Here is a 23922-nt window from a genome sequence, read left to right on the forward strand (position 1 = left end):
TCACGCGGGCTCGATCCGGAACAGCGCGGCGCTCTCGGCCTTCATCGCCGGCGTCGGCAGCCCGGCCTGCGCAAGCCAGTCGCCCGAATAGACCACGCCGCCGTCGCGCATCGCGGCGAACACAGGCGCATCGGGCGCGGGATGCCCCGCCTCGGTCGCGACGTCGAGCAGGTGGACGCGGAGCGCACCACACCCGGCGAGCATCGGCAAGACGATCGCAGGCGGTCGGCGCACGGTGGTCGGTTCGACGCGCGTAACCTGAAGGATCAGGTCGTCGGGCTTGCCGTGCGCCTGCCAGACGAGGCCGTCCGGCCCCTCCCCCAGCCAGACGCGACCGTGGTGGAGCCGATCGCGCAACGCCTTGTATCGCGCGATCCCGGCCGCGAGCGTCGCAGCGTCCGTCTCCGGCATAGTCGCAGGATCGAGTTCGACGCCGAAATGCCCCGGCAGCGCGACCGCGGCGCGGAACGCCATGCCCTGGCTGCGACCGGTTGAATGCGCCGGACTGGCGCCGACATGCGCGCCCATCATCTCGGGCGGCATGAAGTGAAGGAAACCGCGCTGCATCCGCACCCGACTGACCGCGTCGATACAGTCGCTAGTCCAGAACCGGTGCGTCCGCGCGGCGATCCCCGCGTCGATCCGCCCGCCGCCACCCGCACACGCCTCGATTTCCAGCCCCGGATGGGCCGCCCCGAGCCGGTCGAACAAGGCATAGGCGCCGCGAACCTGCGCGTGATAGCCGGCACGACCATCGGCGCCGCCGGCCACCGCGAGGTCCCGGTTGTGATCCCATTTCAAATACGCGATCGGCAACTCGGTCAGCAGCGCATCGAGCCGCGCGAACAGATAGTCGCGGACTTCCTCCCGCCCGAGATCGAGCACCAACTGGTTGCGCGAACTATGCTGCGGCACGCCATTCAGATGCAGCGCCCAGTCGGGATGCGCCCGCGCGAGATCGCTGTCGGGATTGACCATCTCCGGCTCGACCCACAGCCCGAATTCCATGCCGAGCCCGACGTCATGCGCGGCGAGCGGCCCCAGACCGCGCGGGTATTTGACTGGGTCCGGCACCCAGTCGCCGAGCGCGGCGGTGTCGTCGTCGCGTCCCTTGAACCAACCATCGTCGAGCACGAACCGCTCCACGCCAAGCGCGGCAGAGCGGTCCGCGAGCGCCATCAGCGCAGCCTCGTCATGGTCGAAATAAAAGCCTTCCCAACTGTTCACATGGACCGGACGCGCACGCATGCCCCCCGCGGGCCAAGGCGCGCGCGCACGGATCGCGGCATGGAACGCCTGCATCGCGCCGTTCAGCCCCTCGCCGGAACAGGTCGCCAGCATCTCGGGCGTCGCATAGCGCTCGCCCGGCGCCAGCCGCATCTCGCCGGGTGCGAGCGCCTCGCCCATCTGCAACACCCAGACGCCGTCGTCATCGCGCTCGACCGCGAGCCGGTGATTGCCCGACCAGGCGAGCTGCGCAGCATGGACGCGCCCACCATGCCAGCCGCTCGCCGGACCGCTCACGAACAGTCCGGGCGGCCCGGCATGCCCAGTCAGCCCACGGCGGTTCTCGCGCACCCAGCCATGTGCCGGCATCGGTTCGGTCTGCGGCACGAATTCGGCATTGTGCCGCCCGGTGAAGCTGTGGATCTGCGCGCAATCGCCCGGCAGCGGCAGCGTACCCGCGGCGAGCCATTCGATCTCGAGCACGTCCTCGCCGTCGTTGATCACCTCGGCCGACAGCGTCAGCATGTCGCCAGCGACGGCAATCCGCTGGACCAGCGTCAGTCGCGCGGCGCGATCGATCAGCGTGACCGTCAGGCTATCGTCGCCGGTTTCGATCGACACCGTCTCGAACCACTGCGCGAAATGCCGACCATCGCGGTGCGCGCGGAGCGCAGGCGGTCCAAACCAGCCGGTGCCGAACGCCGGGACGACCGCCAGGGGCTGGTCGATGTCGAGCGAGAAGGACGCCGCCGGGCGCGTATCGGCCAGCGAGGGCAAGCCGCTAGCATCGACCGTGCCACCCCACCAACGCCAGACCGGCGGCGCGTCGCCGCGCGGCTCGATCACCGCACTCATGGTGCTGCCGGTCAGCGTGATCATCGGCTCAGTCATGCTGCGTCGCCCCGACCGGAAGACCTTCGGCATTGCGCTCGCGCACGGTCCATACCGCCGCTGCCGCGCAGAACATCAGGATCCCGCACAGCGTCAGCACGTTGCGCGGATCGCCGTGCATCAACGGCCCGTAATAGAAGGGCAGCGTCGCTGCGATCAGCAGCATCGGAATGACGATCATCATGTTGAAGATGCCCATGTAGACGCCGGTCCGCTCTGGCGGGATCGCGCCGGCGAGGATCACGTACGGGTTGCCCATGATGCTGGCCCAGCCGATGCCGATACCGATCGCGGGGACGAACAGCAGCGCCTTGCTCTCGATATGCGGCAGCCACAACATGCCGATCCCGGCAAGCACGAGGCACAGCGCATGGAGGCTCGCCGCGCCGAGCCGCTTCGCCAGCGGCACCATCGCGAACGCCGCGACGAACGCGACGCCGTTGTAGAACGCCGCCATCTCGCCGTTCGTCAGCACCGCGGAGTGGAAACCCGACGAGGTCGGCACGTCGGTCCCGTACACCGAGCGGCCGATCGAATAGATCACATACCCCCAATACGCCGCCATCGCGTACCACTGGAACAGGCTCATCAGCGCGAGCTTGCGCATCGCCGGCGGCATGTCGCGGATCGCCGAGCCGATCTCCTTCAACGTTGCCGCGAAACCCTTGGGTTTGGCGGCGATCGCCGCGCGCTCGGCAGGCGACAGCGGCAGTTCGGGCACGCGCTTGATCGACCAGAGAATGGTCGAGAACGACAGCACCGCGCCCACCATGAACGCGATCCGCGCGGTGTACGGGATGTTGTGCGTGTCGACCCAGTCCTGGTTCATCCCCGCCCACACCAGCAGCGACGGCGTCAGGAACGCGAGCATCTGCGCGAGCCCGGTGAACGCGCTCTGCGTCAGGAAGCCGATCTCGTGCTGGTCTTCGTTCAGCCGGTCCGAGACGTACGCGCGGTACGGCTCCATCGTGATGTTGTTGCCCGCATCGAGGATCCACAGCATCGATACCGCCATCAGGATCGAGTGGCTGAGCGGCATGAAGAACAGCCCGAGCGCGCACAGCACCGCCCCAAACAGGAAATACGGCGTCCGCCGCCCCCAACGTGAATCCGTCCGGTCGCTGAGCGCACCGATCAGCGGCTGGATCAGCAACCCGGTCATCGGCCCGGCCAGTTGCAGCAACGGCAACGACGCCTCCGACGCACCGAGATAGCTGTAGATCGGCGCCATGTTGCCCTGCTGCAGCCCGAAGCTGAACTGCAACCCAAGGAACCCCAGGTTCATCTCGAGGATGCGCGGCAGCGATAGATGCGGCTTGATATCGGGTACGCGCATGACGGCCATCCTCATTGGCAAAAACGCCCGTCTGCGCGGGATTTAGGCGAACCTACAGCGCCGGAATCAAAAAGCAACAATCGATTGCATAAACCGCGTCGGTTTCAGGCGCCCGCGTTCAATCCTCCGATCCAACGACGGGGCCCGATCGTGTCAGTTCTATTGCGGCAATTTTACAACAACGCGACAAAACCGTTTGAACTTTGCCGTTTTGCATTGCCAGAGCGCGAACGATGTGGCGACTTGTCGGCGGGGAGTGACAAGCATCGTCAAGATTCGCCGATCGATCGGCGCGGGATGGTGCGTCGAAATCACATATACAGGAATCATCGACACGTAGTTTTAAGCAGCTCACCCAACATCGCCGTCGATCATCGCACCGATAATAGCGCGTCTCGTGAACACGTCTTCAAAAGACGGCCCGATACGCGAGTTTAGGGGAAGGATCCTGAGAGTCTCACTTTGAAAGGGGCCTAGGATGATCAACTATACGAGCTCGACTTTGGCCTTGGCGGCGGCATTCCTCTCCGGAACTGCCACGGCGGCCGCGCAGACCAATCCCGAAGCATCTGCCCAGACAGCATCAGTAATCGAGACGGCGCCGCAAGAGGGCGGCAGCGATATCGTCATTCTCGGAACGCGCCGTACCGATCGAACACTGGCGGACTCGGCATCACCGGTCGACGTCATCAGTTCGGCCGAACTGGCCGCGCAGCCCTCCGCCAACATGCTCGACACGCTGAAAAGCATCGTGCCGTCCTTCTACGTCGGCCAGAACTCGATCTCCGACGCGTCGACGTTCGTCCGTTCGCCCTCGCTCCGCGGCCTGCCCGCCGACCAAGTGCTCGTGATGATCAACGGCAAGCGCTACAATCGGTCCGCACTCGTTCAGGTCTATGGCGGCAGCGATACCGGGCTCGGCCGCGGCTCGCAGGGCGCGGACATTTCGGCGATCCCCTCGCTCGCGATCGGCAGCCTCCAGATCCTTCGCGAGGGCGCCACCGCGCAATATGGCTCCGATGCGATCGCGGGCGTCCTCAACTACGGCCTGAAGGAAGTGTCCGGCCTCGAAATGGTCGCGCGCTACGGCGAATATTATGCCGGCGACGGCAAGAGCTATCAGATCGCCGCGAATGCCGGCGTCGCGCTCGGCAAGATCGGGTTCATCAACGTCACCGGCGAGTATAACGACGACGGCCAGACCAGCCGCGGTGCGCAGCGACCCTCCGCCGCCAACTACGCGATCAACAATCCGGGCTCGGCGTCGCAGCTTCCCAACTACCCGCTCCCCGCGCAGATCTGGGGTTCGTCGCCGTCGCACGGCTATAAATTCGTCGTCAATTCGGCGATCGACGTCACCAGCGACAGCAAGCTCTATTTCTTCGGCAATTTCGCGCGCAGCAAGGCGGACCAGAGCTTCAACTATCGCGCCTCGGTCACCAGCACCGCGGTCGATACCGACGGCGTGACCCGCACGCAAAGCGCCAACGCGCTGTTCAACAACACCTTCTTCCTGACCGCGTGCCCGACCGGCAGCGCGACCTGCCCCGCCGGCGGCTTCGTCCGCGACGGCAACACCTTCCGCTACAGCTCGCTCTACCCGGCAGGCTTCACACCGCGCTTCGTCGGCGTGACCAAGGAGCTTTACGGGACGCTCGGCTACAAGGGCGAGATCGCGGGCGGCCTCAAATACGATCTGTCAGGCTCGCTCAGCCGCAACACGCTGACGCTGTCGATGTACGACTCGCTCAACGCCTCCTACGGCCCGCAGACGCAGACGAGCTTCACGTTCGGCGAGCTGATCCAGGAAGAGGCCGACGCAAACCTCGATCTCAGCTACCCGCTGGAAGTGGGACTGCCGAGCCCGCTGACGATCGCGGGCGGCGCCGAATTCCGCAAGGAAACCTACGAACAGACCGTCGGCGATCTGCAATCCTACGCCGCCGGCCCCTATTCGGTCGCGCAGCAACTCTACACGCAGACCGCACCCGGCGTTTACAGCTTCTCCGGAACGTCGAGCGCGCAAGGCGTCGGCGCCAGCGGCTATGCCGGGACGAGCCCCGAAGCCGCCGGCCGTTACAGCCAGAAGAGCTATGGCGCCTACCTCAACGTCGAGACCGATCTCACCACCGCACTCAGCGTCGGCGCGGCCGGCCGCTACGAGCATTACGACTCGTTCGGCGGCGCGGTGGTCGGAAAGTTCAACGCAATCTACAAGTTCGCCGACGCATTCTCGCTGCGCGGCACGGTCGGCACCGGGTTCCACGCACCCTCGCCGGGTCAGTCGAACAACGCGATCATCACCACTGCCTTCGTCGGCGGCAATGCCGTCCAGAGCGGCACCTACCCGGTCAGCACCGCGATCGCGCAATATTTCGGGGCCGATGCGCTCAAGCCCGAGAAGTCGACCAACTACGGCATCGGCTTCATCCTCAATCCGGTGAAGAACCTGACGTTGACCGTCGACGGCTACAGCATCAGCGTGCGAAACCGGATCGGCATCACGCAGAACTTCATCGTTTCGGCAGCCGATCTCGCAGCGCAGCCCGCACTGCTGGCGGTCGGGGTCAACGGCCAGGTGAACTACTTCACCAACGGCTTCAACACGCGGACGCGCGGCGTCGATGTGGTCGGCACCTACCGCACGACGCTCGACGAGGCTGCGGTCAACCTGACGCTCGCCTACAACTACAACAAGAGCACCGTCACCAAATACGATCCGCAGGTCATCGGGCCAAACCAGATCCTTGACGCAGAGCATCTGGCGCCGAACCACCGCGTGGTGTTCACAACCAACTGGTCGCTCGACGGCGTCAGCATCAACGTCCGCGAGAACTATTACAGCTGGTGGCTGAGCGCGCAGGATTACGTATCGACCTCAAACCCCGTGGCGCAGCGTTTCGGCGGCAAGTTCACCACCGATCTCGACGTCAGCTATACCTTCGCCAAGAACTACACGCTGACGCTCGGCGCGCAGAACCTGCTCGACGAACGTCCCGACAAGCTGACCTCGAAGTCCACGCCGATCTACCCGCTGACCGGTGGATCGTCCGACGGTCAGGTCTATGCGCGTAACGGTGGACCGTTCGGCTTCAACGGCGGGCTCTATTATGCCCGGCTTCGCGTGAAATACTGAGATCGTCGGGGGCGCTTCGGCGTCCCCGTCCCTCGCGGATCGTACATACCAGAACGATCGCCAGGGTTTTCGTCACCGGAGAAGTCTGTATCCAGTACGGACAATCACTGTGACGGGGCCCTGCATGCACTATGACGACGTGATCCTAGGCCGGCGCAGCATTCGCGGCTATCTGCCCAAGTCGGTGCCGCGCGCGCTGATCGAGGAAGTCCTCACGCTGGCGATGCGCGCACCGTCGTCGATGAACACCCAGCCCTATCATTTTCACGTCGTCGGCGGCGCCGCGCTCGATGCGATCCGCGCGGGCAACACGCAGCGGATGGCGGCGGGCATCCCGCAATCGCGCGAATTTAGAACCGGCGAGGCCTTTGCGGGCGCGCACCGCGAGCGACAGGTCGGCGTCGCCAAACAGCTCTTTTCGGCGATGGGTATCGCCCGCGACGACAAGGATGCCCGCCAGGACTGGGTGATGCGCGGCTTCCGCCAGTTCGACGCGCCGGTCTGCGTCATCATCACCTATGATCGCGCCGTCGCGGGCAGCGACGACACCGCGTTCGACTGCGGCGCGGTCGCCACCGCGCTCGTCAACGCGGCCTGGTCGCGCGGGCTCGGGACGGTCATCAACAGCCAGGGGATCATGCAGTCCCCCGTCGTCCGCGAACACGCCCGGATCCCCGATGAACAGGTCATCATGAAGAGCATCGCGCTGGGCTGGCCCGACGAGGATTTTCCCGCCAACGCCGTAGTCTCCGAGCGACGCCCCGTCGCCGAGGCCGCGATGTTCATCGGCTTCGACGACTAGCGGCGGATCGTATTCACCCGGCCGCTCGGGGGAACGACTGATCTTCCCCCCTCCCTGAAAGGGAGGGGTTGGGGGTGGGTAGGCCCGCTCGTGCCGCGACGTGCCATGATACGGAACCCGACCCACCCCCGCCCCTCCCTTCCAGGGAGGGGAGAACAGTCACGAAAGCGTCGAGAGTCGATCTTCCTCAGAGCAATCGATCAACGCCAAACCCGACCTTACCAGCTAAGCCCAGCCCGCGCGTAAAGGTACCGCCCGTTGAACCCGAACGGCGAATAATACGGGAAGCCGATCACGCCGGTGGTGTTGTTCGCCGGGATCGTCGCATCGGGATACACGTCGAACAGGTTGCTCACCCCCAGTCCGAGCTGCGCGCCCTTGGTCGCCTGATAGCGGAGCTCGACATCGGTAATGACGTGCTTGCCGCTATGCACGTCGGCGGCCGGCGTGGTGCCCGGCTGGTTGACGTCGCCATAGTAGGTCACGCGCGCCAGCGCCCCGAGCCGATCGAGCGACCAGTCGACCGAGCCCGTCACCTTGGCGCCCGGCGTGCCGTCCTCCAGCGTCAGGATGCGGCTGCGCGCGAACAGCGTCGGCGCCGGGTTCAGCGTCGAGGTCGAGGTCGGCACGCGCGTCACGTCGCTGTCGTTGATGTTGCCCGCGATCGTCAGGTCGAAGGTCCCGGCCGCATCGGTCGGCATCCGGTAATGCGCGACCGCGTCGATACCCTTGGTGGTCGAGGCGAGGCCGTTGATGAAGAACCGCGCCGCGGTCGCCCCCGATCCGGCGAGCAGGCTGGCGATCTGCGCGTTGACCGCAGCCGACTGGCTGGTCGAGGTCGTGATGTTCTCCGACAGCCCGATCTGGTTGCGGATGTGGATCCGGTACGCATCGACGGTCAGGTCGAACCGACCGAACCGCACCACCGTGCCGAACGACAGATTGGTCGACTTCTCCGGTTCGAGCGGCAGGCCGCCCAACCGCGTCGCGACGGGGCTGACCGACGGGAAGGTGCCGGTCTGGATCGGTACCCCGTTCTGGATGACCGTCGCGATCGAGGTGAAATACTGCTGCTGGAGCGCGGGTGCGCGGAACCCGGTCGAGGCGGTACCGCGCAAGGCGAACCACGGTGCGACATCATAGCGCGCGGAAATCTTGCCGGTGCCGGTCTTGCCGAAATCGGAATAATCCTCGCCGCGCCCGGCAAGACCGATCAACAGCTTGTCGGTCACCTGTGCCTCGAGATCGAGGTAGACGCTGCCGTTGCGACGATGGCGATCGACTTCGTTGGCCGGCGCGAAGCCGCCGAACCCCTGCGCGCCCGGCGAGCCGCCCGCGACCGCGCCGCTGGTCGGATAGCCATAGGAGGCGAGTTCGCCCGCCTGGATCTCGAACCCCTCGCGGCGTCCTTCGACACCGAACGCGACGTTCAGCCCCTGCAACACGTCGAGCTTGCGGCTGACGTCGAGCCCGGCGACGAGCTGGTCGTAGATCAGCGCGCCATCGGAGAAGTCCTTGGGAGTCGCCGCACCATATGCGTAGTTGGCGGAATTGAGCGTGCGGAAGCCGATCTTGTTGCGGCCGTAGCTGACGTTCAGATCGACGGTCCAGTCGGCGACCTCGCCCTTGATGCCGACCGCGGAGTGGAGATCGCGCGACTTGGTGTTGATCAGCGGCAGGAACCCGCCGGTATACCCCGCCAGCTGGGTCGTCGCGCTGTCGAGCCGCGGGAAGGCCGCGCTGCGCGTGTCGCGATCCTGATAGCCGAGCCAGCCATACAGCTTCCACGTCCCCGTCAGCGTCGTGCCGGCATTGGCGAAGATGCTGTATTGTTCGACCTGCGGATCGCCGAACCGGCCGGTGACGCGGGTCGGGGTGACGCGTGGGTCGAAGTCGGCGCGGTTGGTCGCCTGCCGATCGAGATACTCGCCCGACACGGTCAGGAACCCGTCCTCGCCGAAGCCGATGCCCTGCCAGCCCGATACCGTGACGGCATGCTCGCCGTTGGTGTTGCGGCTGCCGCGCGCGGTATCGATATCGGTGTTGTAAAAGCCGTAGTTGACCGTCGCGCCGCCCCCCGAACGTGCCTCGCGCAGCCGCAGGTTGACGACGCCGGCGATCGCGTCGGAGCCATATTGCGCCGATGCGCCGTCGCGCAGCACTTCGATCCGGTCGAGCGCAACGGTCGGGATCGTGTTGAGATCGACTGCGGCGGAGCCACGCCCGACCGAGCCGCCGACGTTGAGCAGCGCCGCGGTATGCCCGCGCACGCCATTGATCAGCACCAGCGTCTGGTCGGGCGACAGACCGCGCAGGGTCGCAGGGCGGATCGCGTCGGTGCCGTCGACCGCGGACGGCCGCGGAAAGTCGATCGACGGCGCGATCGCCGACAGCGCCGCACCGAGCTCGGTCGTGCCCTGCCGCTGGAGCGCTGCCGAACTCAGCACGTCGACCGGCGACGCGCTGTCGAGCCGCGACCGGCCGACCGCGCGCGTGCCCGTGACGATGATGTCGTCCTGCGTATCGGGCAGCGCCGCTGCGGCTTGGTCGGTGGCGGCCGGGGGCGGCGCGTCCTGCGCAAACGCCGGGTACGCGGCGGTGAAGGCGAAAGCCGAGGCGGTCAGCGCCAGCGCGGTGCGATAAGCAGTCATGATAATGTCCCTGTTGAGCGATCGTTCTGCGACGATCTCGGTGCGTTTGATGGATTTGGACGCGCTCAGCGTTCTCGATAGGCGCCAAGCGCCTGTCCGATAAGTGTAAAGAACGCCTGACCGGATGCACTGGCCGCAACGTCCCACTCTGGATGCCATTGCACCGCCAGCACATCCCCCCCGCACGGTCGCGCGGAGAACGCCTCGACCAACCCGTCGGACACGGCATGCGCCTCGACGGTCAGGCCCTCGCCGAGCCGATCGATCCCCTGGCGATGCACCGACGTGACCGAGATGCTCGGTTGCGCGATCGCCGAGGCCAGAAGCCCGCCAGCGCTCAGCGTGACGTCGTGGGTATGATCGAACAGCGTTTCATACGCGGTGGCGTCATCGGTCGAGCGATGATGCCCCTCGTCGAGCGTGTCGGTCAGCGTGCCCCCGAACAGCACGTTCAGTTCCTGCAGGCCCCGACAGATACCGAACACCGGCCGGCCTGCCTCGATCATCCGCCCCGCCAACTCCAGCGCGACGGCATCGCGGTCGAGATCCAGCTCGTCGTCGGACGCGTCGGTGTTGCCGTAGCGCCCGCCAGCGACATTCGACCGCGATCCCGTCAGCAACAGTCCGTCGAGCCGCCCGGCAAGCGACCGCGTATCCATTGCATCCGCCACCGCAGGCACCAGCAGTACAGTCGCACCCGCATAACGCACCAGCGGCTCGACGAACCGGGTGGCAACTGCCTGGATCGGCCGATTGGCGATCTCATTGCAGCACAACACGCCGATCACCGGTTTCGGCGGGCCATCGATCTCGCGGCAACAGGCAAAACGGCTCATGCGGTGCGCCCCCGCAGCGTCTCGTGCAGATGGTCCGCGGCCTCGCCCGCCAGGATCACCGCGGTGGGCTGCGCGACGACGCTGCCCGCGGGGACGTCCTCCAGCAGCCAGACATTGCCGCCGATCGTCGCGCCCTGCCCGATCGTCACGCGCCCGAGGATCGTCGCGCCCGCATAGATCACCACGTCGTCCTCGACGATCGGATGGCGGGCGAGGCGTTCGCGCGGCGAGACATCGGTGACACCGAGCGGGCTACGCGCGCCGAGCGTCACATGCTGATAGAGTTGCACGCGGTCGCCGATGATCGCGGTCTCGCCGATCACGACGCCGGTGCCGTGATCGATGAAGAAGCGCCGGCCGATCGTCGCACCCGGATGGATGTCGATCCCGGTACGGCCGTTCGCCAGTTCGGACACGATCCGCGCGACGATCGGCGCGCCTAGGCCATACAGCGCGTGCGCGATGCGGTGGTACAGGATCGCGGTGATACCAGGATAGCAGACCAGAATCTCGTCGGCGCTGCGGGCTGCGGGGTCGCCGAGGAACGCCGCGCGAACGTCGTCGTCGACCAGTTCGCGGATTGGTCCGAGCTCTGCGGCGAAGAGATCGACGATCATGGCGGCCTGGCTCGCATCGAACGCCAGCACCGCCTCTTCCTGCCAATAGCCGAACTCGCGTTCGATCTGCCGTCCGAATTCCGCCAACGCCGCCCGAAGCCGTGCCTCGACGAACGCATCCTCGAGGTCCGCCGGGCCGGCAAACGCGCCGAGCCGTCCCGGAAACAGCGCCGCGACCAGATCGTCCATCGCCGTCGAGACCGCATCGCGCGACGGAAACCGCGCGACCGTATGGCGGCCATCCGCATCGTGACGCCACGCCGTGCGGGCCGCGCGCAGTTCGGCGATCGTCGATGCGAGATCGAGGGTGTCGGGGACGTGAATCATGATCGGATCCTCATGTCATCGCAGTTCGGCGTAACCGGCGTGGATCGCCGCAGCTTCGAGTGCAGCGATCGGCGCGAGCGCAGCACGGTCCGCCGCTATCGCACCGGTCAGGAACAGGTTCGCGCGATCCTCAGCGAGATCGGGATCGACCATGACCCGATTGAGCGCCATCCTAAGCCCCGTCACGATAGCCGCGCTTGTCGAAGCGGCGGTCACGAACGGGAGCGTCGGCGACGCCGGGCTGTGCGCGACGATCCGCAACGCCGCCGTCACCGCGGGTTCGAAGCGTGCGATCGCCGCATAGGTCACGCAATCGATCGCGGCGATATCCGCGTCACCCGCACCGACCGCGATTATGCTCGCACGGTGCGATCCCGTTTCGGTCACGCTGGCGAAGAACGCCCCCTCTCCCGCGACCGGCGCGATCGCCGCCCGCAACAGGTTCATCCCCGTGTTCGATCGTCGATCGTTGATTGCCGCGCGGCGCTGTCGGAAACCGTCGAGTGACGTCCCGATATCATCGGCGCGCGCCACGATCACGCTCGTATGGGTCGCGCTGCCGCAACCCGGCGTCGCGTACACCGGCAGCGCCAGCACGCGGAGCGCCAGCGACGAATCGGCGATCAGCGGGTATCCGCAGGCCTGCCCGAACAGAAGCGAAGGGTCTCGCCACAGCGCGTGGACGTCGCGCGACCGATCAAGCGTATCCGGTACGTCGGCAACGCCCTCCGACCGCAGAATCCCCGCCATCGCTGCCCACAAGCGGTCGTTCGCCGCCCGCTGCGCCGGATGATCGTACATGCCGAGCGATGCGCAGTGCCTCGTCAAGACGGCCTACCCTGATGCGTGCCCCGATATCGCGGATGGATCATGTCGTCATGCGACCACAGCGCGAACCGCCGAACGATCTCGCCATACCCACGGTAGATCGGCGCGCCCAGATCGACGAACCGCGCCCGGTTGCGCGCATGATACTCCGGCAACCTATACCAGGCGAGCGACGGCGATTCGTGGTGTGCAGCGTGCAGGTTGTTGTTGAGGAACAGCAGCCCGAGCACACCGCCGCGTTCGACGCTCGCCGCACGGCCGGGGCTCGCCAGATCGGCGCGATGCTCGGCGTAGGACCGCAGCATCGTCAACGCCATTCCGGGATAGACGAACGTCAGGATATAGCGCCCGAGCCCCAGCCCGACATGATCGAGCCACGCGATTATAATTGCGACCGCAGCCAGATGCGGCACCCAGTCCCGCAGCACCAGCACCGGTTCACGGACCACCCGCCGGGCCTCGCCGGACAGGAACCGTACGACCGAGATCGGCGGCCCGAAGATCATCTGCCCCGCCAGCGTCGCTTGCAGCCGGCCGAGCAATGCCGCCACACCGTCGGTGCGCGTGCGATACCGCGATTCCGGATCGTGCGACGGATCGGTGATGACCGCGGCGGCGTGATGCGCGCGGTGGCTTCGGTGATACGATCCGTACGGCAGCCACAGCGACAACGGCACGAAACCGATCACCGCGTTGATCGCGGAGTATCGCGTCGGATGGCCGTGGATCGTCTCGTGCTGCAAAGACCCGTGCCACGCGAGCAGCCACCCTCCGATCGCCACCAGAACGGGCCAAGGAACCGCGTCATGCCACGCGGTCGCGGCGAGCCAGCCGCCATAGATCGCAACAGCGACGGCAACCGTCGGCCACTGGATATTCGAACGCTCGATCGATCGTGGCATCACCACCTCCTGGCTATTCGAGCAATGTCCCCCAGATCGATAGGCGTTGGAAAGTCTTTGTCCTTTGTGCCACCAAAGCTTTTGTTGGCGGGGCCAAAACGACGGCTGGTCGGGATCGTCGCACGCCCGATCCCACCGAAGGACCTGCCGCCTCAACTGTATAATATGTGTAATCGAACCGACACCGACGTGTCGCGGACGCTCCGTAGTGGCCGCCCTCAGGCCGCGTTTGGGCGGCGACAAGGGATCTGCAATGTTCGAGTTCCGGGGCGTGCATCGCGCTTCGCTTTTTCTGTCGTCGGCGGCGATCGGGATCATGGCCTGCGCAACGCCGTCGACCGCGCAGGCCACACCGGCGCAAGCAAACGGTGAGGCCAGCGCCGATGCTGAGCCCACCAACGCGACCCAGGACACGCCACCCGAGGCGACCGCAGACGGCACGATCATGGTGACCGCCAGCCGCACGACGCGGTCGTCGGTCGCGCTGTCGGGGGTCGAGATGCAGAAGACGATGCCGGGCGTCAGTCCGGTCAAGGCGATCCAGACCCTGCCCGGTGTCCAGTTCGAAACCGCCGACCCGTGGGGCAACAACGAGCAGAACATCTCGCTGGTCGTCCACGGCTTCAACCAGAACCAGCTCGGCTTCACGCTCGACGGCGTTCCGCTGGGCGACCAATCCTACGGCAATTTCAACGGCCTCTCGCCGCAGCGCGCGGTCATCAGCGAGAATGTCGGCCAGGTGCGCCTGTCGTCGGGGGCCGCCGATCTCGGCACGGCGTCGGCCAGCAATCTCGGTGGCGCGGTCGAGACCTTCACGAGCGATCCCGCGCGCGATCTCGGCCTCCGCTTCGCGCAGACGCTCGGCAGCTACGATGCGCAGCGCAGCTATCTGCGGGTCGACAGCGGCGAATTCGACGTCCTGGGCGGCACCAACAGCGGCTATGTGTCCGCGGTCCGCCAGAAGGCCCGCGCGTGGGAGTTCGACGCGAAACAGGGCGGCTATCAGGTCAACGCGAAGTTCGTCCACAAGGACAGCCACGTCACGCTGACCGGCTATTTCGCCTTTTCCGACAAGCAGGAGCCGAACCAGGATTCGGTCGCGCACAATGCCGGCGGGATCGAGCCCTATTACCGCAGCCTGCTCTATCCGAACTTCGGCGCGGCGCTTGCGTATCTCGATGCCAACGGCAACGTCCCCGCCAACGCACCGGCCAATTATCTGAACTATTACGGCGATGCGCAGCGCAAGGACTATCTGGGCTATGCGAAGCTCGATTACCGCTTCTCGGACGCCGTGACGTTCTCGAACCAGGTCTATTACCATCACGACGACGGCGAAGGGCAGATCGCCGGACCGATCACCGTGGCGGGCCTGCCAGCGCTGTTCCGCATCTATTATCCTGGCCAGAACCTGAAGCAGGTGTTCGGCAATTCAGGCTATGCGCTGCGGACCACCGAATACACCGTCGACCGCGAAGGCCTGTTGTCGCGGCTCGCCATCGACGCCGGCAATCACGAGATCGAGCTGGGCGGCTGGTACGAGCACAACGCGAACACCGTCCGCCGCCGCTGGTACGCGTTCCCGATCGACAATCCCTCGACGCCCTATGTCCGCGCCGACCCCGCACTGCGCCGCCTGACCCAATATGGCAGCGATGTCGATGTCGATATTGTCCAGTTCCACCTCCAGGATCGCTGGCACGTCACGCCCGCAGTCACGCTGGAGGCGGGCTTCAAGTCGAGCCTGCAGTTCGCCAATGGCGCAGTACCGGTCCAGCCGCTGCCGGGCGCGTTGTCGGGGGCCTCGACCGGCCTGCCCGAAGGCAGGATCAGCACCAAGAAATGGTTCCTGCCCGCGATCGGCGGGACGTGGGATGTGACATCGTCGGAACAGCTGTTCGCCAACGTGCAGAAGAACGTCCGCCAGTTCCAGACGTCGGTCGCCGCCGGGCTGTCGCCGTATAATCTCGGCAGTCAGCAGGCGTTCGACCAGTTGAAGGCCGATACGTCGCCCGAAAGCTCGTGGACCTACGAGGCGGGCGTCCGCTCGCATCGCCAGGTGTCGCTCGGCCCGATCACCGCGATCGAAGGCCAAGTGAACTACTACCACGTCGATTTCAGCAACCGCCTGTTGCAGATCAGCGCGACCCCGGTGATCGCGTCGGTCGTCGGCGGCGTATCGATCCTGCAAAACGTCGGTGGCGTGACGACCAACGGCGTCGATTTCGCCACGACGGTCCGGTTCGGGCCGCATTTCTCGCTGTACGATGCGCTGTCGTACAACAGCTCGAAATACGACGACAACTATACCAGCGGCACCGCGACGGTCCCGACTGCGGGTAAATACGTCCCCAACACCGCCAAATGGCTCAACAAGGTCGTCGCCAGCGCGAACGACGGCCCGTTCGACGTCCAGGTGATCGGTGACTTCGTCGGCCGCCGCTTCGCCACGTACACCAACGATCAGTCGGTGCCGGGCCGCGTCCTGCTGAGCGCGCAGGCCGGGTACGCGCTGCCACCGATCGGCGGTCTCGGCCTGAAGAACACGCGGTTTTCGGTCAACGTCACCAATCTGACCAACCGCAAGGGCATCTACGAAGTCGTCGTCGGCGCGGCGAGCACGACCTACAACAGCTATGCGACGCCGCCGCGGCAGGTGTTCTTCACGCTGTCCGGCGCGTTCTGACCCGCCGTTAGGTCCTCGGACCGAAGTCCTTTGCCTCCCAAGGCATCGGCTTCGGTCCACCCGGCCCCGTCCGCGCGATGGTACCGAATGATCATGGTTTTCGGGCGCCTGGTCGGCTAGTTTTGCGCGATGACCAACCGGGGGGCCGTCACGCGAACGATCGCACTCGCGCCACTGCTTGGGCTGGCGGCGCTGGCGCTCGCTGCGCTGACGGGCGGGCTTTCGGCGAGCTTCATCGATCCCGATGAGTCCTCGCATTATATCAACACGCTGTTCATCGGCGACTGGTTGCGCGCCGGGCTACCCTCGCCGATGACGTTCGCGCAGGATTTCTACGCCCACTTTCCAAAGCTCTCGATCGGCCACTGGCCCCCCGGCTGGTACGCGCTGCTCGCGCCGCTGTTCGCGGTACTGCGCCCCTCGCCTTTCGCCGCCGCGATCCTCAGCGCGTTCATCGCCGGGCTGCCGGCGTCGCTCGTGGGCTGGGGCCTGTTCCGCGCCGGCGCGCCGCGCCTGGCGATTGCCGCCGCATTCGTCGTGTTGCTCCTGCCCCTGGAGGCTGAAAGCGCGCGCTATTTCCTCCTCGACCAGCCGGTGACGCTGGTCGTCGGACTCGCCGGCATCGCCTGGCTGACCGCGGCCGAAACGCCGTCATGGTGGCGTTTCGCGCTGTTCTCCGCGCTCGCGGTGTTCGCGACACTGGTGAAGGGCAACGGCCTGCTTATCGTCCTCGTCCCCGCGATCGACATCGTCCTGTCGCGCCGCTGGCACCTGCTGCGCGACCGCAAACTGTGGGTTACCGGAGCGGTGACCGGTGTGCTGATCCTGCCATGGTATCTGATCTCGTTCAGAATTTCGGCTGGGGGCTTCAACTATGCCCCGGGTCTCGCCTATGCCTGGGACTCGCTCGTTACCAATCTTCAGGCGGTGCGCGCCAATATCGGCTGGAGCGGGATACTTCTCCTGCTGATCGGAACGATCTGGGGGTGGCGCGACGGACGCGTAGGGCCGGTCGTCAGGCTCTCGGTGGCGATGATCCTCGCCACCCTGATCTTCCAGGCCGCCATTCCGGTCGCCTTGGTCGACCGCTACGTCCTGCCGTTACTGCCATGGTGCGCCATCCTCGTCGCGCTGGGCGTTCGAACCCTGTGGCGGCTCGGCGCGGTCTCCCGTGTGGCGGCGGTCGCGTGCACCTTCGGCGCGCTCGTCGTCCCCGCGGTCGCGCTGGCTCAATTGACCGCCAAGCCCGATCTCGGCGCGCCGCCAATCGCGCGGACCATGGTCGACACGCCCGGTCTCTGGCTGGTCGACGGTCGCGCCGGCGGCGAAGGCGCGGTGATCGCTGCGGCAGCCTATGCCGATCGTGGCCGACGGCAGATCTGGGTGGCCAGGGCCTCGCAGTGGCTGTCGACCAGCGACTTCATGGGCCGCGGCTATGTCCTGACCGCGCGAACCCCTGGCGAGGCAGCAGCCACGCTGGACCGCCTCGGGATTCGCGGCGTGGTCGTCGTCGGCGAACGACGGCGGCTGGCCTACCCGCACAGCATCGTCCTGACCCAGGCGGTCGAGACGCCTGGGTATCTCCAGCGCCGAACCCGGTTCGCGATCGGTCCCGGTGTGACCCTGGTCGCGGTTCGCGCGGCTCCGATTACCCCCCGCCCGGACCTGCTCGCATCCGGTAGCGGCTCGCACAATTTCACGGCGATGACCGGCACGCAGTGATCGGTCCCGGTTGGCCCCGAAAGTGACCGGCGCCGTTCAGTTTCAGTTTAGGTCATGAGATCATTACCTAAATTACACGCTCGATATTATACAATCGTCGAAACTTTCCAGGCGTCGGTCGATTTAACGATCCGACGACGGCCGCTTCGCGGACAATGTCGGGCGCTCGACAACAAGTTTCAGGAATTCTCATGGCTATGACGGATGCGCCTTCCGCAACGGACACGCGGGACGAACAAGGCAGCACATCCGTCCCGACCAGGACGCTCGATGCGCTAAACTTCTTCCTCGCCGACGTGCGCGATGGGTTGGGGCCATATCTCGCCATCTACCTGCTCGCGGTCCGCGGACCCGCGCATGGCTGGAACGAGGCGACCGTCGGCGCAGTCCTGACGATCGCCGGGATCGTCGGCCTGATCTCGCAGACCCCTGCCGGCAGCCTGATCGATCGCACCAGGAACAAGCCGCGGATCGTGATGATCGCAGCGTTGCTGGTCACGCTCAGCAGCATCTCGCTGCCGATCGTCACGGGTTTCACGGTCGTGGCCATCACCCAGTCGATCGCTGCTGTCGCGGGCGCCGTGTTCGCACCCGCAATCTCGGCGATCACGCTCGGGCTGGTCGGACCCAAGCTCTTCGCCAAGCGCGTCGGACGGAACGAAGCCTTCAATCATGCGGGCAACGCGGTATCCGCCGCTCTGGCTGGCGTGCTGGCGTGGAAGTTCGGCCCCGTCGTCGTGTTCTGGTTGATGGGCGGACTGACCGTGGCGAGCATCGTCACCGCGTCGCGGATCGACAACGGCGCGATCGACAACGCGGTCGCGCGGGGTCTCGACTGCGAACCGGACGACGATTGCGATGAGCCGAGCGGCTGGAAGGCGCTGATCGAGAACAAGCCGCTGATGATCTTCGCGGTGACCGCATTCCTGTTCCACCTCGCCAATGCCGCGATGCTGACGTCGGTCAGCCAGCTTCTCTCGCGCACGGTCGGCAAGGACCAGGCGACATCGCTCACCGCCGCCTGCATCGTCGCCGCGCAGTTGGTGATGGTGCCGGTCGCGATCGTCGTCGGGCGCAACACCGAGAAATGGGGCACCAAGCCACTCTTCCTCGTCGCCTTCGCGTTCCTCGCTGTACGCGGTGCGCTCTACACCGTGTCGAACGATCCGTGGTGGCTGGTCGGGGTCCAGGCGCTAGACGGCATTGGCGCCGGCATCTTCGGCGCGTTGTTCCCGGTGGTGATCGCCGACCTGACCAAGGGCACCGGGCGCTTCAACGTCAGCCAGGGCGCGGTCGCGAGCGCACAAGGCCTCGGCGCAGCGCTGTCGGCCTCACTAGCTGGCGCGATCATCGTCGGCGCTGGCTATACCGCCGGTTTCCTCACGCTGGCGGTCGTCGCCGGGCTCGGTCTGGCACTGTATTTGGTCGCAATGCCGGAAACAAAAAAGCGAGGTTGATCGGACCAGCCGACTGAACCCTCTACGAAAAACCGGTCGTCGCGCGAGACATTGGACGGCCGGTTGTCCGTAGCATTTCCAATAGCGCCGATAGGTTTCAAACCAGCAACTTGTCCAACGTGATCGGCAGATCGCGAACCCGCGTTCCGGTCGCGTTATAGATCGCGTTCGCGACTGCTGCGGCTACCCCGGTGATGCCGATCTCGCCGATTCCGTGCGCACCCATCGGCGTGTACGGGTCGGCGATGTCGGTCCATATCACCTCGATCTCGGGCACGTCGAGATGCACCGGTATGTGATATTCGGCGAGACTGGGGTTCATGATACGACCGTTGCGCTCGTCGAAGTCGGTTTCCTCCATCAGCGCAAGCCCGAGACCCATGATCATCCCGCCGCGGAACTGGCTGCGCGCGGTCTTCGGATTGAGGATCCGGCCGCAATCGAACGACCCCAGGAAGCGAGTGACGCGCACCTCCCCCGTCACCGCATTGACGCGGACCTCACAGAAAATCGCGCTATGCGAGTGCATCGACCAGTGCATCTGCTCCAGCGGCGGCGACCCTTCCGCCGACACGCTGACCGCATCGCGCTGCGCCCGGCCGAGGATCGAGACATAAGATTCGCACCGGGTCGGATCATCGAGCTTGGCGAGACCGCCATCCTCGCTGCCGACCTCGTCCGGCGAAAGTCCGGCAAGCGGTGAATCGTTGCCGGCGAGTTTCAACAACTCCGCCACCAGCGCGTTATGCGCGGCGATCACCGCGCCGCCGATCGCGGCCGTCTGCTGCGATCCACCCGCGAGGATCGACCCGGGAATGATCGAATCGCCATAGCGAACCTCGACCGCATCGAGCGGCAGTCCGATCCGTTCCGCGGCGACCATCGCCGTGGTCGTCGACGTCCCCATCCCCATTTCGTGCGCCGCGACCTCGACCAGCGCCGTGCCCGCGCGATCGAGCGTGATCCGCGCTGCCGCTCCCGGCATCCGGTAATAGGGATAGGTCCCGGTCGCGCAGCCCATCCCGATCAGCCATTCACCCTCGCGTCGCGCGCCCGGCAGCGCACGGTCGCCCCAGCCGAATGCATCCGCACCCGCACGCCACGCCTCGACGATGTGCCGCGACGAGAACGGAAGGCCCGACGTCGGATCCACCTCCGGCTCGTTGCGCAGACGCAGGTCGATCGGGTCGATGCCGAGCTCGACCGCGAGTTCGTCGATCGCCGATTCCAGCGCGAACGTCCCAACCGACTCGCCGGGCGCGCGCATGAACGTGTTGGCGAGCATGTCGATCTTCACGACGTCGACCGACAGCTTGATACTGTCCGCGGCATAGCCCGCGCGCGTGCCGAGGATGAACGGTTCGGGCATGTGGTTGTGCGGCGTATCCGCGGTCGTCCCGGCGTGGATCAGCGCCTGGAAATGGCCGGTCGCGTCCGCACCGATCGCGACGCGCTGCTCGGTCAGCGTACGTCCGCCGACCCCGCGGTAGACGCCTTCGCGCGTGAGCGTAATCCGGACCGGACGCCCGACCAGCCTGGCCGCTGCGGCGCCGAGGATCTGGTGATCCCACAGACATTTGCCGCCAAATCCCCCACCGACATAGGGAGAGGTCACGCGGACCTGCTCGGCCTTCAGGTCGAACACGTCGGCGATCGTCGCCGCCGCCATCGTCACCAGCTGGCTAGCGTCGTGGATGACCAGCTCGTCCCCCGTCCAAGCAATCGTCGCGGCGTGGGGCTCGATCGCGTTGTGGTTGTGGCGCGGTGTCCGATAGACGTGGTCGACCTTGTGCGAGGCGGTTGCGAGCATGGCGTCGGCATCGCCGATTGTGTTCGACAGCGGTTGGCCCATGAAGGTCGCCGGCTCGGCGCCCTTGGCCTTTGCGGCCGCAAACGACGTGATCGATGGCTCTACGGCGTAGGTCGCGACGACCAGCGACGCGGCGTGGTCGGCCTGTTCCTGCGTTTCGGCCAGAACCACCGCGATCGGCTGCCCGTTCCAGGCAACGCGATCGTCCTGCATGATCGGCAGGTCGGCCGGCGCCGCCGCGGTCGGTCCCGACCCGAACACCGCGGGCTGGTTCATCCGCGGCGCATTGCGATACGTCATCACCGCAACGACGCCAGCCGAAGCCTCCGCCGCTGCCACGTCGAGCGTCGCGATCCGCCCGCGCGGGATCGTCGCGAACGCCAGCGCGGCATAGACCATGTCGTCGAGCGCGAATTCGGCCGCGAACCGCGCAGCGCCCTTCACCTTCAACGGACCATCCAGTCGCGACACCGATGTACCGATCAGGCCGTGCTGACGCGCGATCAGCGGATCGGGAACGACGCCGGGAACCCAGCTGTCCGGCGCGAGCGGGACCAATTTGCTGACCGCACCCTGCACCAGACCCTGCGCGGTCTGCTTGCCGGTATCGACGATGCTCATGCGGATACTCCCAGGTCGCCAAGGACGGCGACGATCGTCCGTTTCGCGAGTTCGATCTTGAAGCCATTGTCGCGGAGCGGCCTGGCGTCGGCGAGTTCGGCGATCGCCGCCGCGAGAAACGCCGCCTCGGTCGCCGGGCCACCCAGCAGCAGCGCCTCCGCCTTGGTCGCGCGCCACGGCTTGTGCGCCACGCCGCCGAGCGCGATACGCACGTCCCTGACCTGCCCGTCGACCACGTCGAGCGCCGCCGCGACCGAGATCAGTGCGAAGGCATAGCTCGCCCGATCGCGAACCTTGCGGTAGGTCGAGGTCGCCGCGAACGGCATCGCGGGCAGTTCGATCGCGGTGATCAGGTCGCCCGCCGCCAGCACCGTGTCGAGATCGGGACGATCGCCCGGCAGGCGGTGCAGTTCGCCAAACGGAAGCGCGCGCGCGCCGCCGCGGCCCTCGACATGAACGACCGCATCGAGCGCGGCAAATGCAACGCACAGGTCGGACGGATGCGTCGCGACGCAGGCCTCAGATGCACCCAGAATTGCATGGATACGCGTGAAGCCCCCGACCGCATCGCAGCCCTCGCCGGGCGCCCGCTTGTTGCAGCGCGAACCGTCGGTGTCGTAGAAATAGGTGCAGCGGGTGCGTTGGAGCAGGTTGCCGCCGACCGTCGCCATGTTGCGGATCTGCGCCGATGCCCCCGCGAGGATCGCCCGCGACAGCATCGGGTAGCGCGCACGTACCCCCGCATGCTCGGCAAGCGCGGTATTGCGCACCGCCGCCCCGATCAGCAGCCCACCATCCGCCGTCTCGGTGATCGCGTCGGACAGCCCGGTGACGTCGACAAGCGTGTCGTGCTTGGCTACCGTCTCGCGCATCAGGTCGACCAGATTGGTCCCGCCGCCAAGATAGGCCGCCGCGTCCGCATGGCCGAGACGGAGCGCTTCGGCGGTATCGCCGGCCCGCGCATAGGCGAAGGGGGTCATGCCGCCATCTCCGCCGCGACGGTTTCGCGGATCGCGTCGATGATGCCGTTATGCGCGCCGCATCGGCACAGATTGCCGCTCATTCGCTCCTGCAATTCCTCGCGCGTCAGCTGCACATCCGCGGTGAGATCGGCGCTGACGTTACTCGGTACGCCGCGCTTCGCTTCCGCCGCCATGCCGATTGCCGAGCAGATCTGGCCTGGCGTGCAATAGCCGCACTGGAAGCCGTCATGGTCGATGAACGCCTGTTGCAACGGGTGCAGCGCATTCCCGTCCGACAGTCCCTCGATCGTCGTGACCCGACGCCCGTCATACTGGACCGCCAATGCGAGGCACGACAGGATACGCTCGCCGTCGACCAGCACCGTGCACGCGCCGCATGCGCCCTGGTTGCAGCCCTTCTTCGTACCGGAAAGGTGCAGTCCCTCGCGCAACAGATCGAGCAGCGAGACGCGGGGATCGTCGGGCAAAGCGACCGCCGATCCATTGACGAGTATCGGCATCGCACTCTCCTACCTGCAACCCATGCGCACGCTTCGAACGCGGCCAGGTCAATTCCATACCGAGCGGTATAGGCGGGTTTCGTACGATCCACCAGCGTCTTGGCACGCAATGTACGGCGCTATCTTACAAAGCGCGTCGCACGCGGTATTGCAGCCCGCACGTAAGAAGAGACCGGCGGTCCCGCGAGCGGCACCGCAATCAGGAACGAGCAATGGCAGACACGAATCCGACCGACTGGAACGCGGCACAGGTGCGCAAATGGCTCGACGCCCGGATCGCCGCCGCGCGGTCGGATCAGGTCGTCGCGGAACGTGGCGGCTATGGCCAGCAGGACGACTGCGACAAGGCAACCGCCGAGGAGATGGTCTGCACGCTGATGCAGGCGAAGGACTCGGCGGCCGACCAGAAGCGCTTTGCCGCCGACCTCAAGGCGCTGCTCGACCGTGACGAGTTCATCTGGCGCGGCGTGTATGACGACACGCGGTTCGACCGCCACGCCCGAGCCTACGTCCGCAAGCTCGCCAAGATGGCCAAGACGAACAGCGGCTTCGACCGGACCGCGCGCTACCAGTGACGCGCGTCCCGTCCG

16 protein-coding genes are annotated in these 23922 nt (G+C 66.2%); 6 read left to right on the plus strand and 10 right to left on the minus strand.

The window, feature by feature from the left end; genetic code table 11:
* Together ASG20_RS05275 and ASG20_RS05280 are read right to left on the minus strand one after the other, a co-directional pair.
* On the minus strand, window positions 1-2118 hold the full coding sequence (locus tag ASG20_RS05275) for an alpha-galactosidase (protein ID WP_056050478.1): 2118 nt from the start codon (window positions 2116-2118) through the stop codon (window positions 1-3).
* Window positions 2111-3454, minus strand: a complete 1344-nt coding sequence (locus tag ASG20_RS05280; protein ID WP_056049440.1) for an MFS transporter — start codon at window positions 3452-3454, stop codon at window positions 2111-2113. The genes ASG20_RS05275 and ASG20_RS05280 overlap by 8 nt, the downstream gene beginning before the upstream one ends.
* Window positions 3455-3932: 478 nt before the next feature.
* On the opposite strand from ASG20_RS05280, the gene ASG20_RS05285 reads away from it, so the two are divergent.
* A complete protein-coding gene (locus ASG20_RS05285) occupies window positions 3933-6590 on the plus strand; it encodes a TonB-dependent receptor plug domain-containing protein (protein WP_056049441.1) in 2658 nt (885 codons plus the stop codon).
* A 124-nt stretch (window positions 6591-6714) separates the two neighbouring features.
* A complete protein-coding gene (locus ASG20_RS05290) occupies window positions 6715-7392 on the plus strand; it encodes a nitroreductase (protein ID WP_056049444.1) in 678 nt (225 codons plus the stop codon).
* 218 nt (window positions 7393-7610) lie between these two features.
* Here the strand turns inward: ASG20_RS05290 and ASG20_RS05295 are convergent, their stop codons facing one another.
* The 5 genes from ASG20_RS05295 to ASG20_RS05315 all read right to left on the minus strand — a co-directional run bounded on the left by ASG20_RS05295 (window position 7611) and on the right by ASG20_RS05315 (window position 13553).
* Window positions 7611-10043 carry a TonB-dependent receptor plug domain-containing protein gene (locus ASG20_RS05295; RefSeq protein ID WP_082470735.1) on the minus strand — a complete coding sequence of 811 codons (2433 nt, stop codon included), beginning with the start codon at window positions 10041-10043 and terminating at the stop codon, window positions 7611-7613.
* Window positions 10044-10108: 65 nt separating this feature from the next.
* Complete coding sequence (locus tag ASG20_RS05300; protein ID WP_201780673.1) at window positions 10109-10879, minus strand: gamma-glutamyl-gamma-aminobutyrate hydrolase family protein; 771 nt, start codon at window positions 10877-10879, stop codon at window positions 10109-10111.
* On the minus strand, window positions 10876-11823 hold the full coding sequence (gene epsC, locus ASG20_RS05305) for a serine O-acetyltransferase EpsC (RefSeq protein WP_056049445.1): 948 nt from the start codon (window positions 11821-11823) through the stop codon (window positions 10876-10878). Before epsC ends, ASG20_RS05300 begins: the two co-directional genes overlap by 4 nt.
* 15 nt (window positions 11824-11838) lie before the next feature.
* Window positions 11839-12651 carry a phosphate/phosphite/phosphonate ABC transporter substrate-binding protein gene (locus ASG20_RS05310; protein WP_056049449.1) on the minus strand — a complete coding sequence of 271 codons (813 nt, stop codon included), beginning with the start codon at window positions 12649-12651 and terminating at the stop codon, window positions 11839-11841.
* On the minus strand, window positions 12648-13553 hold the full coding sequence (locus tag ASG20_RS05315) for a fatty acid desaturase (protein WP_056049451.1): 906 nt from the start codon (window positions 13551-13553) through the stop codon (window positions 12648-12650). Before ASG20_RS05315 ends, ASG20_RS05310 begins: the two co-directional genes overlap by 4 nt.
* A gap of 253 nt (window positions 13554-13806) precedes the next feature.
* On the opposite strand from ASG20_RS05315, the gene ASG20_RS05320 reads away from it, so the two are divergent.
* From ASG20_RS05320 to ASG20_RS05330, 3 genes are all read left to right on the plus strand, one after another.
* Window positions 13807-16239 (plus strand): TonB-dependent receptor, encoded by a 2433-nt coding sequence (locus ASG20_RS05320; RefSeq protein WP_201780674.1) that lies wholly within the window; start codon window positions 13807-13809, stop codon window positions 16237-16239.
* Window positions 16240-16368: 129 nt separating this feature from the next.
* Window positions 16369-17961 carry an ArnT family glycosyltransferase gene (locus ASG20_RS05325; protein ID WP_056049455.1) on the plus strand — a complete coding sequence of 531 codons (1593 nt, stop codon included), beginning with the start codon at window positions 16369-16371 and terminating at the stop codon, window positions 17959-17961.
* Window positions 17962-18152: 191 nt separating this feature from the next.
* The gene (locus tag ASG20_RS05330; protein WP_231420449.1) at window positions 18153-19418 is read left to right on the plus strand and encodes an MFS transporter; all 1266 of its coding nucleotides are present in this window, start codon (window positions 18153-18155) and stop codon (window positions 19416-19418) included.
* A gap of 97 nt (window positions 19419-19515) precedes the next feature.
* Here the strand turns inward: ASG20_RS05330 and ASG20_RS05335 are convergent, their stop codons facing one another.
* The 3 genes from ASG20_RS05335 to ASG20_RS05345 are packed head-to-tail and all read right to left on the minus strand — an operon-like array spanning window position 19516 to window position 23332.
* Window positions 19516-21849 carry a xanthine dehydrogenase family protein molybdopterin-binding subunit gene (locus ASG20_RS05335; RefSeq protein ID WP_056049461.1) on the minus strand — a complete coding sequence of 778 codons (2334 nt, stop codon included), beginning with the start codon at window positions 21847-21849 and terminating at the stop codon, window positions 19516-19518.
* Complete coding sequence (locus tag ASG20_RS05340; protein WP_056049464.1) at window positions 21846-22829, minus strand: FAD binding domain-containing protein; 984 nt, start codon at window positions 22827-22829, stop codon at window positions 21846-21848. The genes ASG20_RS05335 and ASG20_RS05340 overlap by 4 nt, the downstream gene beginning before the upstream one ends.
* The gene (locus tag ASG20_RS05345) at window positions 22826-23332 is read right to left on the minus strand and encodes a 2Fe-2S iron-sulfur cluster-binding protein (RefSeq protein ID WP_056049467.1); all 507 of its coding nucleotides are present in this window, start codon (window positions 23330-23332) and stop codon (window positions 22826-22828) included. The genes ASG20_RS05340 and ASG20_RS05345 overlap by 4 nt, the downstream gene beginning before the upstream one ends.
* A gap of 212 nt (window positions 23333-23544) precedes the next feature.
* On the opposite strand from ASG20_RS05345, the gene ASG20_RS05350 reads away from it, so the two are divergent.
* Complete coding sequence (locus ASG20_RS05350; RefSeq protein WP_056049469.1) at window positions 23545-23907, plus strand: hypothetical protein; 363 nt, start codon at window positions 23545-23547, stop codon at window positions 23905-23907.
* The last annotated feature ends 15 nt before the right edge of the window (window positions 23908-23922 follow it).

Source organism: Sphingomonas sp. Leaf198 (genome assembly GCF_001424005.1).
In the GTDB taxonomy this organism is placed as follows: domain Bacteria; phylum Pseudomonadota; class Alphaproteobacteria; order Sphingomonadales; family Sphingomonadaceae; genus Sphingomonas.

Excerpts from the sequence above, each read along its gene's own strand:
- ASG20_RS05340 (WP_056049464.1), bottom strand. The coding sequence starts at position 22,829 with ATGACCCCCTTCGCCTATGCGCGGGCCGGCGATACCGCCGAAGCGCTC.
- ASG20_RS05320 (WP_201780674.1), top strand. The coding sequence starts at position 13,807 with ATGTTCGAGTTCCGGGGCGTGCATCGCGCTTCGCTTTTTCTGTCGTCG.
- ASG20_RS05280 (WP_056049440.1), bottom strand. The coding sequence starts at position 3,454 with ATGCGCGTACCCGATATCAAGCCGCATCTATCGCTGCCGCGCATCCTC.
- ASG20_RS05330 (WP_231420449.1), top strand. The coding sequence starts at position 18,153 with ATGGCTATGACGGATGCGCCTTCCGCAACGGACACGCGGGACGAACAA.
- ASG20_RS05295 (WP_082470735.1), bottom strand. The coding sequence starts at position 10,043 with ATGACTGCTTATCGCACCGCGCTGGCGCTGACCGCCTCGGCTTTCGCC.
- ASG20_RS05290 (WP_056049444.1), top strand. The coding sequence starts at position 6,715 with ATGCACTATGACGACGTGATCCTAGGCCGGCGCAGCATTCGCGGCTAT.
- ASG20_RS05345 (WP_056049467.1), bottom strand. The coding sequence starts at position 23,332 with ATGCCGATACTCGTCAATGGATCGGCGGTCGCTTTGCCCGACGATCCC.
- ASG20_RS05335 (WP_056049461.1), bottom strand. The coding sequence starts at position 21,849 with ATGAGCATCGTCGATACCGGCAAGCAGACCGCGCAGGGTCTGGTGCAG.
- epsC (WP_056049445.1), bottom strand. The coding sequence starts at position 11,823 with ATGATTCACGTCCCCGACACCCTCGATCTCGCATCGACGATCGCCGAA.
- ASG20_RS05315 (WP_056049451.1), bottom strand. The coding sequence starts at position 13,553 with ATGCCACGATCGATCGAGCGTTCGAATATCCAGTGGCCGACGGTTGCC.
- ASG20_RS05300 (WP_201780673.1), bottom strand. The coding sequence starts at position 10,879 with ATGAGCCGTTTTGCCTGTTGCCGCGAGATCGATGGCCCGCCGAAACCG.
- ASG20_RS05325 (WP_056049455.1), top strand. The coding sequence starts at position 16,369 with ATGACCAACCGGGGGGCCGTCACGCGAACGATCGCACTCGCGCCACTG.
- ASG20_RS05275 (WP_056050478.1), bottom strand. The coding sequence starts at position 2,118 with ATGACTGAGCCGATGATCACGCTGACCGGCAGCACCATGAGTGCGGTG.
- ASG20_RS05285 (WP_056049441.1), top strand. The coding sequence starts at position 3,933 with ATGATCAACTATACGAGCTCGACTTTGGCCTTGGCGGCGGCATTCCTC.
- ASG20_RS05350 (WP_056049469.1), top strand. The coding sequence starts at position 23,545 with ATGGCAGACACGAATCCGACCGACTGGAACGCGGCACAGGTGCGCAAA.